General features: G+C 43.6%; 13 protein-coding genes. 6 read left to right on the top strand and 7 right to left on the bottom strand.

Going from position 1 to position 14889, the window contains the following annotated elements; all coding sequences use genetic code 11:
• Window positions 1-232: 232 nt before the first annotated feature.
• Window positions 233-1156 (bottom strand): manganese-dependent inorganic pyrophosphatase, encoded by a 924-nt coding sequence (locus AC19MX_RS05290; protein ID WP_432400112.1) that lies wholly within the window; start codon window positions 1154-1156, stop codon window positions 233-235.
• Between the two features lie 393 nt (window positions 1157-1549).
• On the bottom strand, window positions 1550-2011 hold the full coding sequence (locus tag AC19MX_RS05285) for a NanQ anomerase/TabA/YiaL family protein (RefSeq protein WP_432400111.1): 462 nt from the start codon (window positions 2009-2011) through the stop codon (window positions 1550-1552).
• Window positions 2012-2110: 99 nt separating this feature from the next.
• On the opposite strand from AC19MX_RS05285, the gene AC19MX_RS05280 reads away from it, so the two are divergent.
• The 3 genes from AC19MX_RS05280 (at window position 2111) to AC19MX_RS05270 (ending at window position 5036) form a co-directional block, all read left to right on the top strand.
• A complete protein-coding gene (locus AC19MX_RS05280; RefSeq protein ID WP_432400110.1) occupies window positions 2111-3169 on the top strand; it encodes an alpha/beta hydrolase in 1059 nt (352 codons plus the stop codon).
• A gap of 224 nt (window positions 3170-3393) precedes the next feature.
• Window positions 3394-3972 (top strand): LON peptidase substrate-binding domain-containing protein, encoded by a 579-nt coding sequence (locus tag AC19MX_RS05275; RefSeq protein ID WP_498296843.1) that lies wholly within the window; start codon window positions 3394-3396, stop codon window positions 3970-3972.
• A 74-nt stretch (window positions 3973-4046) separates the two neighbouring features.
• Entirely contained in the window at window positions 4047-5036 is a 990-nt protein-coding gene (locus AC19MX_RS05270) for a pseudouridine synthase (protein ID WP_498296841.1), read from the top strand.
• Between the two features lie 80 nt (window positions 5037-5116).
• Here the strand turns inward: AC19MX_RS05270 and AC19MX_RS05265 are convergent, their stop codons facing one another.
• From AC19MX_RS05265 to metJ, 5 genes are all read right to left on the bottom strand, one after another.
• Complete coding sequence (locus AC19MX_RS05265; protein WP_498296840.1) at window positions 5117-6511, bottom strand: tetrathionate reductase family octaheme c-type cytochrome; 1395 nt, start codon at window positions 6509-6511, stop codon at window positions 5117-5119.
• Window positions 6512-6566: 55 nt separating this feature from the next.
• Window positions 6567-8279: a DUF3373 domain-containing protein gene (locus AC19MX_RS05260; protein WP_432400106.1), complete on the bottom strand. Its 1713-nt coding sequence runs from the start codon at window positions 8277-8279 to the stop codon at window positions 6567-6569.
• Between the two features lie 151 nt (window positions 8280-8430).
• Window positions 8431-8760 (bottom strand): c-type cytochrome, encoded by a 330-nt coding sequence (locus tag AC19MX_RS05255; protein ID WP_160056919.1) that lies wholly within the window; start codon window positions 8758-8760, stop codon window positions 8431-8433.
• A 255-nt stretch (window positions 8761-9015) separates the two neighbouring features.
• Window positions 9016-9756: a sulfite exporter TauE/SafE family protein gene (locus AC19MX_RS05250; protein WP_498296838.1), complete on the bottom strand. Its 741-nt coding sequence runs from the start codon at window positions 9754-9756 to the stop codon at window positions 9016-9018.
• A gap of 69 nt (window positions 9757-9825) precedes the next feature.
• Window positions 9826-10140 (bottom strand): met regulon transcriptional regulator MetJ, encoded by a 315-nt coding sequence (metJ, locus tag AC19MX_RS05245; protein ID WP_160056923.1) that lies wholly within the window; start codon window positions 10138-10140, stop codon window positions 9826-9828.
• Between the two features lie 210 nt (window positions 10141-10350).
• On the opposite strand from metJ, the gene metB reads away from it, so the two are divergent.
• The 3 genes from metB (at window position 10351) to AC19MX_RS05230 (ending at window position 14731) form a co-directional block, all read left to right on the top strand.
• A complete protein-coding gene (gene metB / locus AC19MX_RS05240; protein WP_498296836.1) occupies window positions 10351-11514 on the top strand; it encodes a cystathionine gamma-synthase in 1164 nt (387 codons plus the stop codon).
• A gap of 114 nt (window positions 11515-11628) precedes the next feature.
• On the top strand, window positions 11629-14022 hold the full coding sequence (locus AC19MX_RS05235) for a bifunctional aspartate kinase/homoserine dehydrogenase II (protein WP_498296835.1): 2394 nt from the start codon (window positions 11629-11631) through the stop codon (window positions 14020-14022).
• A 118-nt stretch (window positions 14023-14140) separates the two neighbouring features.
• Window positions 14141-14731 (top strand): 3'-5' exonuclease, encoded by a 591-nt coding sequence (locus AC19MX_RS05230; RefSeq protein ID WP_498296834.1) that lies wholly within the window; start codon window positions 14141-14143, stop codon window positions 14729-14731.
• The last annotated feature ends 158 nt before the right edge of the window (window positions 14732-14889 follow it).

Below are 14889 nucleotides of genomic sequence, written 5' to 3'. Positions count from 1 at the left end.
GCTGTTGTATCAAAGCAGCCCAATCTTGATGTGAACGTGTAGCCATGTTAACTCCTGATGTCATTATCAGTCGTTAAGATAAAGGCTCGATGAGCGCAGTTGAAGACGTACTTGCCCGGACGCTTACAGTTCTCATTAAGCCTGTTTGGGTATAAAAAAAGCTGAATCAATGGATTCAGCTTTTTTGTTTTTCATCACGGATTAAATTAACACGCAGTTAATTTTGCACGTATTAGCTTGTAAACGCGTCTTGCAGTGATGGAACCACTTGTTTCTTACGGCTTAATACACCATCTAACCATACACGACCATTAACAGTTGGCTTGCCATAGGCGCGCTCTGTTAAATCAGCAGAATCAGAAACGACTAACATTTCTGAGCCTTCTTTCATGATATCGGTAAGCAGTAGTAATACGCTGTGACGGTTGCCTTCGACTTTTAGTTTAGCGATGTCCGCTTCTAGGTCAGCTTTAATGTCGTCAAAAACCGATAAGTCGATCACTTCTAATTGGCCGATACCCACTAGGTTTCCGTTCATGTTGAAGTCTTTGAAATCACGCATTACAAGGTCGCGCGCTGGCGTGCCTTCAACGGCTGATTTGACTTTAAACATGTCCATGCCGACTTCTTTAAAATCTTCAATGCCGGCGATTTCAGCTAAGGCTTCAACGCAACGAATATCAGCAGTGGTGCAAGTTGGCGATTTAAAAATAACCGTGTCGCTTAAAATCGCGCACATCATGATGCCTGCGATGTTGGCTGGGATTTTTACCTGGTAAAAATCGTACATCATTTTAATGACGGTGTTACTACAACCTACTGGACGGATCCAACATTCTAACGGAGTAGAAGTGGTTAAATCGCCTAGTTTATGGTGATCAACAATCCCAACGATAGTCGCTTGGGCAATATCGTCTGGTGCTTGAGTGATTTCAGAGTGGTCGACAATATACACATCTTCGCCAGCGTAGCTGGTTTTGTATTCTGGCGCTTCAAAACCAAATTTTTCTAAAATAAAGGCGGTTTCTGGTGATAATTCACCTAAACGTGCCGCGATAGCTGGCTCGCCGATTTGGTTTTTTAAATATGCTAATGCGATAGCACCACAAATTGAATCTGAATCAGGGATCTTGTGACCCACTACATACATTGCCATTGAAAGACTCTCCTATAAAGTTGTGCTGATTTTAACAAGGATTAATCGTCATAGCATTAAAAAATGCAGCCGCTGAATTTCTGCCATAAAAAAAGCCCCAAGCGGAGAGTCTCGGGGCCTTTTTTATACTACTCAGGGTATGTGTACTTGTGGCGTGCTGTTTTGTTTTTTAGTATTGCTCATCTGTATGTTAAGTCTGCTTTGACTCTGAACGTATATAGGCGCTTAATGTGCAAAACGTAGCCCTAATCGTTTCATTAGAACTTATGTCACTAAAATCTTATGTCATTAAAAACTCATATCACTCAAATCAGTCTAGCAGAACTTGCGCCAATAAGGAGTCAGACCAGCTGCTGAGTTTTTAATCATAATGATGAGCCGTCAACGCGAATGTTACACCCGCACTTTTATCACGACTTTTCGCACCTGTTGCGGTAAGGCGCTGGTGCCTGGCATATGGATGTCACCTGGGAAAAACAAGGCAAACATCCCTGCTTTTAACGGAATAAAGGCAGCATCTTGTTTATTTGATTCATAGTCGTAATTAGCATAATCGTGGTCAGCAAAATACGCTTTAGACGGCGTTTGGTCTGCTAACGGTAAATAGCCAAACTCTTCCTCGCCGCTAACCACATATTGCACATCAATGTACTTTTCGTGTGCTTCAAAAGGCTGTGTTTCTTTTGGCTTGGTTTGGTAGTCATTTACAATGACAAAAATATCTTTGCCATCTAATGGGTAATTACCGATTTCAAGTTGGCTAAAGTCAGTGTCAGCAAGGTGCGCTAGTGCCGTGGCTAAACGAGGACTAAGCTGAGTATAAAGGTGACGGTTTGCTAGGGTATCGACAATCATAAAAATTCCGTAAGGTGTAAACGATAGAAACATGATAACTTGTTAAAGCATACAGTTTTACTGAAAAATCAGCATTAGAAAAATAAGAAGGATTGTACATTGCCTGCATTACGTTTACTTGCTGGACCTACCGCTTACGCACAAATAGAAGCGAATGGCTTAGAACAATCATTATTTACTCAGTTGTTTGCTGCATCAGGCGGGCCGAAGTGGCTTGCCATCGCTGGATTAGATAAATATTTATTCAGCGAATTTTTTCAAGGGCGAGAAGATCCGCTCTATACCATGGGGGCTTCGTCTGGCGCATGGCGTTTAGCCTGTATGGCGCAGCAGAATCCATTGGCAGCTTATGAGCGCTTTGAGCATTTTTATATTAACCAACGTTATGACGTGGCTAAGCCGACGCGTGAGCAAGTGAGCGCGCAAGTGCTTAAGATTGTTGACGGTATTTTGGGCGAGCAACAGGGCGCTGATATTTTAGCAAACCCATTAATTCGACATCATATGGTGGCGTGTCGTGCACGTCATTTAAACCGCATCCATGCAAAATTTGGCTTAATGGTCGGTTTGTCGATGGCCGCGGTAAGCAATATTGTTAATCGTAAAAGTTTAGGCTGGCACTTTGAGCGGGTGATTTTAAGTCATAAAGATGCGGCATCTCCGTTTAGACGCTTAAAAGACTTACCCACCAAGCAAGTTGAACTGACGCAAGAGAATATTCGTCATGGCTTATTGGCGACAGGATCGATACCTTTGTTGCTTGATCCGGTGAAAGATCTGCAAGGATCGCCTAAAGGTCATTATTACGATGGTGGCATTACCGATTATCATTTTGATATGCCATTGCCTGCAGCGACAGGTTTGAGTTTGTATCCTCACTTTTACCCTTACATGAGTCCGGGTTGGTTTGATAAGTCGTTACTGTGGCGCAAAGCCAAAGCTAATTACCACAATGGACTGATTTTAGCGCCGAGTAAGCAATTTATTGCCAGCTTACCCTTTGGTAAAATTCCAGATCGTGAAGATTTTAAACACCTCGATAGCGACAGTCGCATCGCTTATTGGCAACAAAGCGTGCAGCAAAGCCAGGTGCTTGCTGACGAATTTGCTGAGATAGTGGCAAAGGGTAACATTATGGATAGGATTGAACGTCTGTAACCTTGAGTGAAAATAGGACTTTTTGTTTGAATTTGTTGTTTGTATGAAATATAGCCTAATTAAACTAGGTCTAATTAACTAGTCGAGTGTGCGCAATTGCAGGTCAATGTCGTCAGTTAGCATTATTTATGGTGCTTATGTTGTTGAAATATTGACCACTGCTACACTTATTCTATTGATTTGATTTTGGTTCAGTAACTTCACCTTTGGTGTGGGAGGCTGCTATGCAAACACAAGAAATGGCGTTATTAATTCAAGATGGCGTGTTATTGCCCGGTGGACGACTCGAGATCCGTGTTGTGTCACCGTGCGATCTCAGCATGATTGCCCTAGTGTTAAAGGGCCATTATCAACTTGCCTTTGCAGCGCTAAAAGCCAATAGCGAACTCCCTTGTTACATCACCGCCACTCGTTGCAATATCATCGATTTTAATCAATTAGCAGACAACAGTTTAAGCATTGTGATTGAAGGATCGCAGCGAGTAAAAATCTTATCCGCAGCGCAGCAGCGCGATGGCAGCTGGATTGCCCGTGCCTTACCTTGTCAAAACTGGAGTCAGGAGCCGATAGCAGGTGAGTTTGAAATTATCAGTGCGGCGCTGGAGCAATTTTATCAAGTGAACCCTGATTTACTTGAGCTGTATTCGCAAGTGCATTTAGAGGATGCCACCTGGGTTAGCCAGCGTTGGCTTGAAGTGTTACCTATGTATAGTCGCGATAAGTTAGTATTAGTTGAGCAGCCAAACTGCCATAAAACCATGGATTTTGTATTACAGTTGCTTAAATCTCATGTCGATGTGTAAGCGGTGCATCAGGGGCGATACACTGATAACATAGGGGGATTACCCTTTGCCAATGTTTGTACATAGCCCATTTTATGCCAAATTCAGACTCAAACGATTCACTCTCAAACGATTTAGCCCCACATTCAACCTCAGCCATCGCGGCGCAACCTTCGTATATTGTGCTACCTCGTGAAAGCGAATTGGCGGGTAAATCATATTCCACCGTTTTTGAGTTTTTGGTTGATCATTTTAAACAAATTGATGCCAGCGTATGGCAACAGCGCATTAATGAAGGCAAGGTGCATTGGCAACATGGTGAGTTAATTGATGCGACGAGTGAGTATCAAGCGACGGCACGAGTCTATTACTATCGTGAGGTAAAGGCTGAAACCAAAGTGCCGTTTTATGAACAAATACTTCATCAAGACAGCGATATCATTATTGTTTATAAACCGCATTTTTTACCGGTAACCCCAGGCGGTAATTTCGTTAACGAATGCCTGGTGCATCGATTACGTATTGCCACGCAAATCGATACCGTAGCGCCTGCCCATCGGCTTGATAAAGATACTGCTGGGGTGATGTTAATGACACTAAACCCGCTAACGCGTCATGCCTACCACCAGCTTTTTTTAGACGACAAGATCACTAAAGACTATCAAGCTATCGCCAAGGTTACTCCAGATTTATTAGCGCAATTAGCCGACAACACCTGTGAGTTACCGCTGCATTGGACGGTTAAAAATCGTATTGTTGCGGCTAATCCTAGCTTTACTATGCAGGTGGTTGAGGGCGAAGAAAATAGCCATTCTGAAATAAGTCTGGTGGCGGTAAAAGACGGTTTGGGTTTGTTTGAGCTCAGCCCTATTACCGGTAAAACTCATCAATTAAGAGTGCATATGTTGAGTTTGGGTATGCCAATACTCAATGATCGCTTTTACCCGGTGTTACAGCCTAAGGGGCCAGATAATTATGATAAACCATTGCAGTTATTGGCCAAACGCTTACGGTTTAGCGATCCGCTAAGTGGTATTGAACACGATGTTGAGTGTCAGGGATTAGATTTGTTAGCGATGATGTAAAGTCTTATATGAAATAAAACCGCCATCGATAAGTCGATGGCGGTTTGGTTTTTAGCATTGATGCATGCTCTTTTACTCAGCTATTTAGCCGTAGCGTGTTTAGCCCCTTTGCGGTTTTTCATGGGGTCGCCATCGTAACCTAGGGCTTTCCAATCTAGGCGATCGCCTTTGTTATGGCAGTCATTACACTGTAATGCTTTGTCTTTTGGGGTCACCATATGGTTGATACGCCACCACATTTCGGTTTCAACAAAACCGTGTTTACCACTGTATTTAAGACCTTTTTCTACCATGGTTGGGTTCGCTTCCATGCCCAGTTTAGCGGCGAGATCCCAGTCAAATTTATCCCAATATCCACCTTCACCGTAAGTTTTTGGTGTGAGTAAAATATTCAGTTCTGTGTCGTAAATTTGCTTACCGGTATGCACTTTAAAAGGATAAATCTTGGCTTTAGGGTCGTTAATATTACCTAATGGATAAGCGAGTTTTACCGTTTTAGTCGGGTCAATTTTATCGCCAGCCATGTAGGCGTCGGCGTTGCCATTAAACCAGGCGTATTGTGGTGGCACATCTTTTTGCCAAATAAAGCTGCCTTTCTTTTTGTTAAAGGTATGCTTGCCATTTTCATCAGTGGTGTCTTTAAGATCTTGCCCTGCTGCAGACCAGTCCCAACGCATTTTTGTTGGTTCTACTTTGGCAAAAGTGGGAATATGACAGGTTTGGCATGCCACGGTTGCGGTATGGGTGTTGAGCTTTTTGTTTTGATGCGGCGCGTCGTCATGACAATTGACACAACCAATTTTGGTTTCTCCTCCAGGTGAAACGCCCATGGCATTACCACTGATTTGATGTTTTTCAGTCACGTGGCATTCTTGGCATTGAAAGTCATTACCGTCGGTGTCCATGTGTACATCTGTTTCGCGATCAGGGTAAGACATTGACGAGTCTAAGTCGCCATGTTTAACCGCATCACCACCGCCGCCGTAAAAATGGCAACTGCCGCAGTTATCGCGTACGGGCGCACCCACATTTTGGGCTACTCTGGCTAAGTCTACTTTACCAAATACTTCACCGGCACCCGCTGGGTCTTTCATGTAAGTCCCTGTGGTGTCGTGACACACTAAGCAGTCCACTTTGGTCATGTCTTTAAAGTCGAATGTTGAATCTTTCCAACCATAACCGGCATGGCAACTGGTGCAGCGTGGCTCGTTACCCGAGATCGACACACAAAAGTTGTTAATACTGTTCTTTTTACCACGCTTGACGGTACGTCCTGGTAACTCTTGCTCTAGCTCCCATGTCCAGTGAGAAGATTTCATAAAGTCTTCGGCATGTTCTTTATGGCAGGTTAAGCATTGTGTGGTGACTTCGGGACCATTGGCAAAGGGCCCTTGCAGTGCATCTTTATGATTAAAGGCAGCCTGAGCACTACTGCTTAACATCAGTAATACTGCCAGTGCTGTGAATGTTTTCATGATATGTGTCCTTACCCCTGAGTTTGTGCTCAGGGGGACCATTGAGAAGTTCAAGTTAGAAGTTGATGGTCAGTGATGCATTGATGTCGTAGGCGGTGTCGACTACGGGCAACATTGAGTAAGCATTGCCAGCAATCACATCGTCTACTTTTTGTGGTGCACCCACTGGAGAACCACTGCCTGTGTATTCATAGTCGTAGTACAAACCGGCTAACTTGATAAACATTTTAGGATTAATATCAAAGATATAATAAGCTTCTGCAACATGACCGCGGGTAGCTAATTTACTGCCCATAGGGTCATCTTGTGCTTGGGTGAATGGGCTCCAGTACTTAGAACCATAGTTATATTCAAGGCCAAATTTGCCGTATGGTGCTGGAATTTGCATCCCGACATATACGCCATAACCGTCTTTAGTGTCAGAGTCGACGGTTGATGTAGGCACCATAATGATTTCTGTGCCTGTGCTGTTTAATGCCGCTTCAAATACAGCATCACTTAACATGCCACCAAATAAACCCGCATTGCCTGTCGGTTCAGCACGAGTCCAACCAAGTGAGGCAAACATTTTCATGTCTTCGTCTGATTCATAGGCATAGCCTAGGCCACCTAGGTACATGTCACCAATCACACTGCTAGGCTGTACTCGGGTAACAAAGTTAAAGTTTTCAAACTTTTGCATATCTTGATACATGGTTGGCGCAAAAATACTGGCCAATTGTGTTGGGAATGCCATGGTGCCGGTGAAGCCGTCGTTTACATCTTTAGCGCCGAATAAGGTGAACTGTAAAAAGTGGTTGCCGTCGTTGATGACGTCGATATTAAATCCACCTAGATGGGTATCTTTGGTGATGATATCGCCAAATAATTCACCGTTACCGTATTGTGATTCAAAGCCCTGGCCGTAGCAAAAACGGACCGTTTGGCCTTCAATGCCGGTAATATCGGTTAAGTCATACCCTAACGTTGCACCGTCGAAGTTAAAGTTAACGAGGTGGCCAGAGGGTGTACCGCCGCGAAGCTCATTTTCACGATAGTGACTTGGAGGCCCGTAAGTTGAAGGACGACGACCAATAGATAGGTATGCGCCGCTGCCATTAATGTCTTTCCAGTTAAAGTAGGCGCGCTCGACTTTTAATTCATCGCCACTGGTACTACCGCTGCTAGTGCCGTCCATGGTGAAGGAATTCCATGAATCAAATACTTTAACGCCTGTTGAGTCGCCCCAACTTTTGTACATCGTAAGACGTCCAGCAAAACTGACGTTATCCCACACTTTGGCATTAAGGTTTAGGCGAAGACGGGTGGTGTAAAAAATATCATTATCGATATCTTGTTGGGTCTTTTGCCCCAATACCATCGGCATAACGCCTTGCAGCATACCGCTTTGGAATGCGGCGGCTAAATCAGGATTGGCCATCATCATTTGCCCTAAAGGTGAGCTGGCACTGCTTGGATCGCCAAATTCACCGGCCATTGCTTTAGCGGCAAAGTCTGAAAAGTTGACGTTCATGGCGGGGTTCCAGGTGACATTTTGATAGTGCAATGAATGCACTTTAGTCCTGAAGTCACCGGTAATTTCGATTCTGTCTAATGCGCTATGACGTTCTGTTTTGTCAACGCGTGAGTTTAAGTAATCTAAATCTTCAGATATTTCGGCCAACTGCTTTTCTAGTTCGGCAATTTTTTGTACATCGGTGTCAGTTGCTACGGCTGCACCACTCATAAAGAGCGCGTTAGCAACCAGTATTGAGATAAGTGTTCTCATGATGTTTCTCCCCGTATTTGCCTAATATTGAATCAATTAAGCAAATTTTGGTTGTCAGATTCCCTGAGGCTAAGCCTCATTATTTTTTAATTCGATTCGGTTACTGGCTGATGTTGGCGTTTACACAGAAACGTTGATCAGCTGGACTAGCTTAGCCGCAGGTTGCAGGCTGGTCTGAGTCGGCAGCATGGTCATACAAAAACTGTTGAATATCTTTTAGTTCTTGTTCAGACAATGCCTCAAAAACGGCAGGTTTTGCTTTGTGTTTGTCGCGCGAGAAGAAACGATCCCATTGGCTCATGGTTTTGCTCATTGGGGTGAGCTCTTGACCTTCGCTATTGGCACTGTGGCAGGCTTTACATTCTTTTTTGTACAGGTGTTTACCTTTTTTAGGGTTGCCGCCATCGGCTGCCATGACCTGGCTACCGAGAGATAATGCAATAGCGACTGCGATACCAACTTTCATATAAGTGTTCATCATGTTTATCCTCTATGGGCTTTTATAGGTTGTGCCTTAGCAATATTGCTGTATTGCTTTGCTGTAAATAATGTTACCTAAAAAGAGGTATTGTTAATTTGAAGTAGATCATATTCATGAGAAAAATCTAATTGAAAAAAAGTTAATTGAAAAAAATCTAATGAACTTGTGTGACGCAGATCTATTGCTAATTTGGCTGGATGCTTGATAGGCGGGTAAGGGTATATTTTGAGATGTAAAAAGAGATCGCTTTTAGGGTTAGCTGGCTAATGCCATCACTGATTTAACCACTAAAACCGTGGCGCTGATGCTGCAGAGCACGAGAGTGGCAAGACGGGTTTTGTTTTTATCGACGTGGTTGATTAACAAACCAGAGACAAGATAGCCGCTAATGACTGACGGTAGCAGCATCAGTGACAACCACAAATGCTTTATTTCTACTAAACCGACTATGGCTAAAATGGCTAACGCAATCAGTGAGCTGAACACAAAAAAGGCTGACAATGCCGCTCTAAATTGGCTGGCATCTTGTCCGGCGAGTAAAATTGCCATCGGTGGGCCACCAATCGCGGCGATGTTGCCAAAAATACCGGAGAATACTCCAGCAATAAATAAGCTTACACGGTTGATGGGGGCGGTAATCTTGTAAACACTCAGAATCACGGCAATGTATACGATAGCCGCAATAATTAAGCCGAGTATGGCTTGTGGGGCAAACAGTAATAATCCTGCACCCACAAATCCACCGGGGATCCGGCCGAGTAAGGCGTATTGCAAGCCATTAAATTGCAGGTGACCGCGTTCTCTGTATAAGGTCATTGCCGAAATGGCAAATCCCATGACAATTATGGGGACAGGGACAAGTTGGGGATTCACAATATACAGCAGAGGGCTTGCGACAACGGCTAACCCAAAGCCAATTAAGCTTTGGGTTAGCGCGCCAAAAAAAACGATAACTGATGCCAGTATCAATGTAGATGGATCGATAAATGACATCATAAGTTCTCTATAAAAATATCACGACTTCTTATTAGGGTCGCTTCAAAGTCTGTTGATTAAGTCTGTGGGTTATTCCATTTCTTCCCACTCAATACCCATCTCATCCATTAACTTTTTCGCTTCACTTGGAATGCTATCCGGTTCATCTTTGGATAAATCACCGTCATGAGGTAATGGTTGGCCTGTGTATGCATGCAAAAATGCCTCGCATAACAGTTCACTGTTGGTCGCATGACGCAGATTGTTTATCTGGCGACGGGTACGCTCATCTGTCAGTACTTTTAATACTTTTAAAGGGATAGAAACTGTAATCTTTTTTACTTGTTCATTCTTTTTGCCGTGTTCGGCATATGGGCTGATATATTCGCCATTCCACTCAGTCATTAACTTACCCTTAACGATAAATACGGGGCAGATTTTAACCCCTTACAATCTCTAGTCAAATTATTGCTACTATTTAGTGACGATTGCAAATAGATTTCTTTATGTTTAGACGTCTAAACGTCTAATTTAGGTTGACGTACGCTAACCTCTTAGGTAAATTTGGACGTCTAGACATCTATTTTGTGTGTTTGTGAATTTTTAGGAGTCTTTATGACTAAGCATCAAAGCGCCACATTGGCCGTTCGCCAGGGTATAGAATCAGACACACAACATGGAGCCGTAGTACCACCGATTTATTTATCGACCAATTATTCGTTCGACGGCCATAAAAATCCGCGCGAATTTGACTACAGCCGATCAGGCAATCCTACTCGTTGCATATTAGGTGACGCGCTGGCAAAACTTGAGCAAGGTGCAACCGGAGTGGTGACATGCACAGGTATGGCGGCCATTACATTGGTGACCAGCTTACTCGGCCCTGATGATTTATTAGTGGTTCCGCACGACTGTTATGGTGGCAGTTATCGCTTGTTTACCAATTTGGCTAAAAAAGGCCAATTTAAATTAGTGGTTGTCGACCAAACCGATGCTCAAGCATTGAGCCAAGCGATAGCGCAAAAACCTAAAATAGTGTGGTTAGAAACCCCGTCAAATCCATTACTGCGCGTTGTTGATATTGAAGCGATTAGCCGTGCTTGTCGTGATGTAGGGGCATTAGTTGCAGTAGATAACACCTTTTTATCACCCATTTTACAGCAACCGTTATTGTTGGGGGCTGACATCGTTATTCACTCAACCACTAAATACATTAATGGCCACAGCGATGTGGTTGGCGGCGCGGTTATAGCCAAAGATCCTGAAGTAGGCGAACTGTTACATTGGTGGTCAAACACCCTTGGGTTAACCGGTTCTGCGTTTGACAGTTACTTAACCTTACGCGGTTTACGCACACTAGCAGTGCGTATTCGAGAGCATCAACGTAACGCACAAAAGATTGTAGAACTACTTAATGCCAGCGACGTGGTTGCTAAAGTGTACTATCCCGGTTTAAAAGACCATCCAGGTCACGAAATTGCGGCAAAACAACAACAAGGCTTTGGTGCTATGTTAAGTTTTGAATTGCAAGGTGGTGAGGCCGAAGTGGTGGCATTTTTAAATGCGCTGACATTGTTCAGTGTTGCTGAAAGTTTAGGCGGAGTGGAAAGTTTAGTCGCCGTTCCGGCCACGATGACCCACAGAGCAATGGATGCAGAAGCACGCCAAGAGGCTGGTATTAAAGACACTTTATTGAGACTATCTGTCGGCATTGAAGATGCTGAAGATTTGGTTGCTGATATTAAAGCCGGTTTAGCCGCAGTTGCAGCAATTAAATAGCCTGAACTTGGGTAAAATTAGCTTAATTTACGTTTATGTTAGCTGTAGTTTTCGTTAAATAAAGTAAAATAGCGGTCGCAATAAAAAAAGTCGTAGTTGTTTAAGGAGTGCGTAATGGCGCGAGGTCATTTACATAAGTTTGGTGGTTCTAGTTTAGCGGATGCTGATTGCTATCGTCGTGTTGCCCATATTTTACTGACTCATGGTAACAGTGATGATCTTGTGGTGGTGTCTGCTGCCGGTAAAACCACTAACTTCTTATATAAATTACTCAGTTTGCGCGACAGCGGTCAACTTTGGCAAGAAGAGCTGCAAGTGCTCATTAGTTACCAACAAACCTTAATTGAGCAACTATTGTCAAACGAGCAGGCGCGTGATTTACGTGAGCGCTTGTCTACCGACAGAGCGCAATTAGTCAGCTTGTTGTCTTTAGAGCAGCACAACGATTATCAGTTAAACCAGGTTGTGAGTTTTGGTGAACGTTGGTCTGCACGTTTAATGGCGGCATTACTACGCGAAACCGGCGTGGCTGCAACGCATGTTGATGCCTGTTCTATTTTGGTTGCTGACGAAGGTTCAGTGCCTAATATTTTAGTGCAAGAGTCGCGCGACAAGGTGCAAGCTTTGTTGGCTTTGCATCCGCAAGAGCGTTTAGTGATTACCGGTTTTATTTGTGCTAACCGCCATGGTGATACCTTATTGCTGGGCCGTAATGGATCTGACTTTAGCGCCACGCTAATTGCTAGCCTGGCTGACATTGAACGTGTCACCATTTGGACTGATGTGGAAGGGGTATTTAACGCTGACCCTAACAAAATCAATGATGCCAAATTGCTTAAAAGCATGTCTTTAGCAGAAGCTGATCGCCTTGCGCGTTTAGGCTCGCCTGTTTTGCACTCACGTACTTTGCAGCCATTATTTAACACCGATGTGAGTTTAGCCGTACGTTCAAGCTACGCATCTCACACCGACTTTACCTTAATCGCTCCACTGAGTTCATCGGCTAGCGCACCTGTGGTGACTAACCTCAATGAAGTGGTGTTATTTAGCTTTAAACTCAACACCGAGATTGCACCACTGCTGGCTATTTTAGATCAAGCAGGCCTGACGCCATTAGCATATTGGGAGCTCGCCCAACATAAATTTGAGCTGGCATTTACCCTAGAAAGCCAAAAACAGGTTCAAGCACTGTTGGTAAAACATGGCGAGCAATGGGCGATTGATGAATTAGCCATACAAACCGATCTTGGTTTAGTGGCGCTAGTCAGTGCAGATGCACATCATTTTAGACGCAGCTTTGCCCGTTTATTAAGCCGCGATGCCAAACCTGTTTATCAAGACTCGTTAAGTTTAGTGACCTTAGTGCCACAAGCACAGGTGAGTTTATTAACCCAAAAGGTGCATCGTCGCTGCGCCGGCCCCAGAATGCGCATCGGCGTGTTGCTGCTAGGTGTCGGTAATATTGGCGAAGCATGGGTCGATTTATTTAAGCGTGCCAGCCAAACATTAGATCGCGAACTTGAAGCGTCGGTAGAGCTTATCGGTGTGGTTGGGTCGCAAAAGGCATTAATTTCAAATGACGGTATACGCCTTAATCACTGGCAGCAAGATTATCAAGCCCATGCCAAAGATTGGGATTATGACTCATTGTTTGAGCAATTAGCGCAATTGTCTTGTGATGAAATTGTCGCGTTAGACATCAGTGCCAGTGCCACATTAACCTTGCAGTATCCTGAGCTATTTGCACGTGGCATTCACGTGGTGAGCGCAAATAAACTGGCGGGTTCTGGGCCATTACCTTTTTACCGTGAATTAAAGCAACAACTGAGTAATCGTCGGTTATTTTGGCGTTATAACGCCAGTTGTGGGGCGGGTTTACCGATACAACACGCGTTAAACGATTTGCGTAATAGTGGCGATACCATTGAAGCTGTCGGCGGAATTTTTTCGGGTACCTTATGTTGGTTATTTGAAAACTACGATGGCAGCAAACCGTTTTCTGAATTAGTCCTAGAAGCGCGCGGTTTAGGGATTACCGAACCCGATCCGCGAGACGATTTGTCTGGCCGTGATATGCAGCGTAAATTGCTGATTTTAGCCCGTGAGATTGGTTTAGCCGTTGAGCTCGATGATATTACGTTGAATTCGTTAGTGCCTAAGACATTAGCTGAGTTGTCGTTAGACGATTTTTTACCGCGTATTAGCGAGTTAGATGACGACTTGTTACAACAATATGTTGCAGCCGCTGAGCAAAATAAAGTGCTGCGTTACGTGGCCTCGTTAGACAAGGTCGAGGGTAAACTGCAGGCCGAAGTCGGTTTGCAATGGGTAGACAATAATCATCCTTATGCCAACCTAACCCCTGGCGATAATGTGTTTGTTATTCGCAGTGCCTTTTATCAAGGTAACCCATTGATTATCCGCGGTCCAGGTGCTGGGCGAGAGGTCACCGCAGCCGCAGTGCAGTCGGACCTAGTGCATATTTGTAAAGACTTGCTGCAAGAGTAATATTGATTAAAAAGACCATGTTGAATGGTCTTTTTTTTCGTCCTCTATTAGTTTTTCGTCCTCTATTAGTTTTTCGTCCTCTATTAGATAGTGCTGCCTGGTATTAAAAGGATATTAAATGGAACGGCCAACAAAGGAGCAAATTCGAGATTTACCACTTTATGAGGGTATTGGTCTTGATAATATCATCGTTGTCACAAACACCGCTGACGCTATTAGTGCAATAGCAGAGTTAAAAACACACTCATGTTTAGGCTTCGACACCGAGAGTAAACCTTGTTTTATAAAAGGTGAGGTAAGCGATGGACCTCATTTAATTCAAATAGCCACACAGTCCAAAGTATTTTTATTTCCTACTCAGTTTTATGAATACTTCTCTGACATTGCTAAAATACTGTCGGATCCTACGATAAAAAAGGTGGGGTTTGGGCTAAAGGAAGACAGAAAAATACTCTTGAGAAAATTTGGCATTACGTTAACCAATACAGAAGAGCTTTCTTCAAAAGTGATGCGCTTTGCACGCGTTAAACAACGTGTTGGCGCTAGAGTTGCGGTTGCGATGTTTTTTAATCAACGACTATCTAAGAGTGCACAACAATCCAATTGGTCAATATTCCCTCTGCATAACCATCAGAAAAAATATGCGGCAAATGATGCCCATACTGCATTACTCATCGAGCTCGAAATGGAAAGGCTGAGTCAGCAATAATTATACCGGCATGGCACCTTTCACTACTCCATAGGTTTTATTATTCTTAATATTTTCTCTTTTTTGCCGAACGTAGCTACAGAATAAACTCAAACAAACATAAATATTTATTATCAAATCAATAAAATTTGATAATTTTTATTAATGTCGTGTTCGCC

This window comes from Shewanella sp. MF05956 (genome assembly GCF_059758055.1).
Note: the sequence above shows the minus strand (reverse complement) of the source record. Positions and strands in the feature narration are given on the sequence as shown.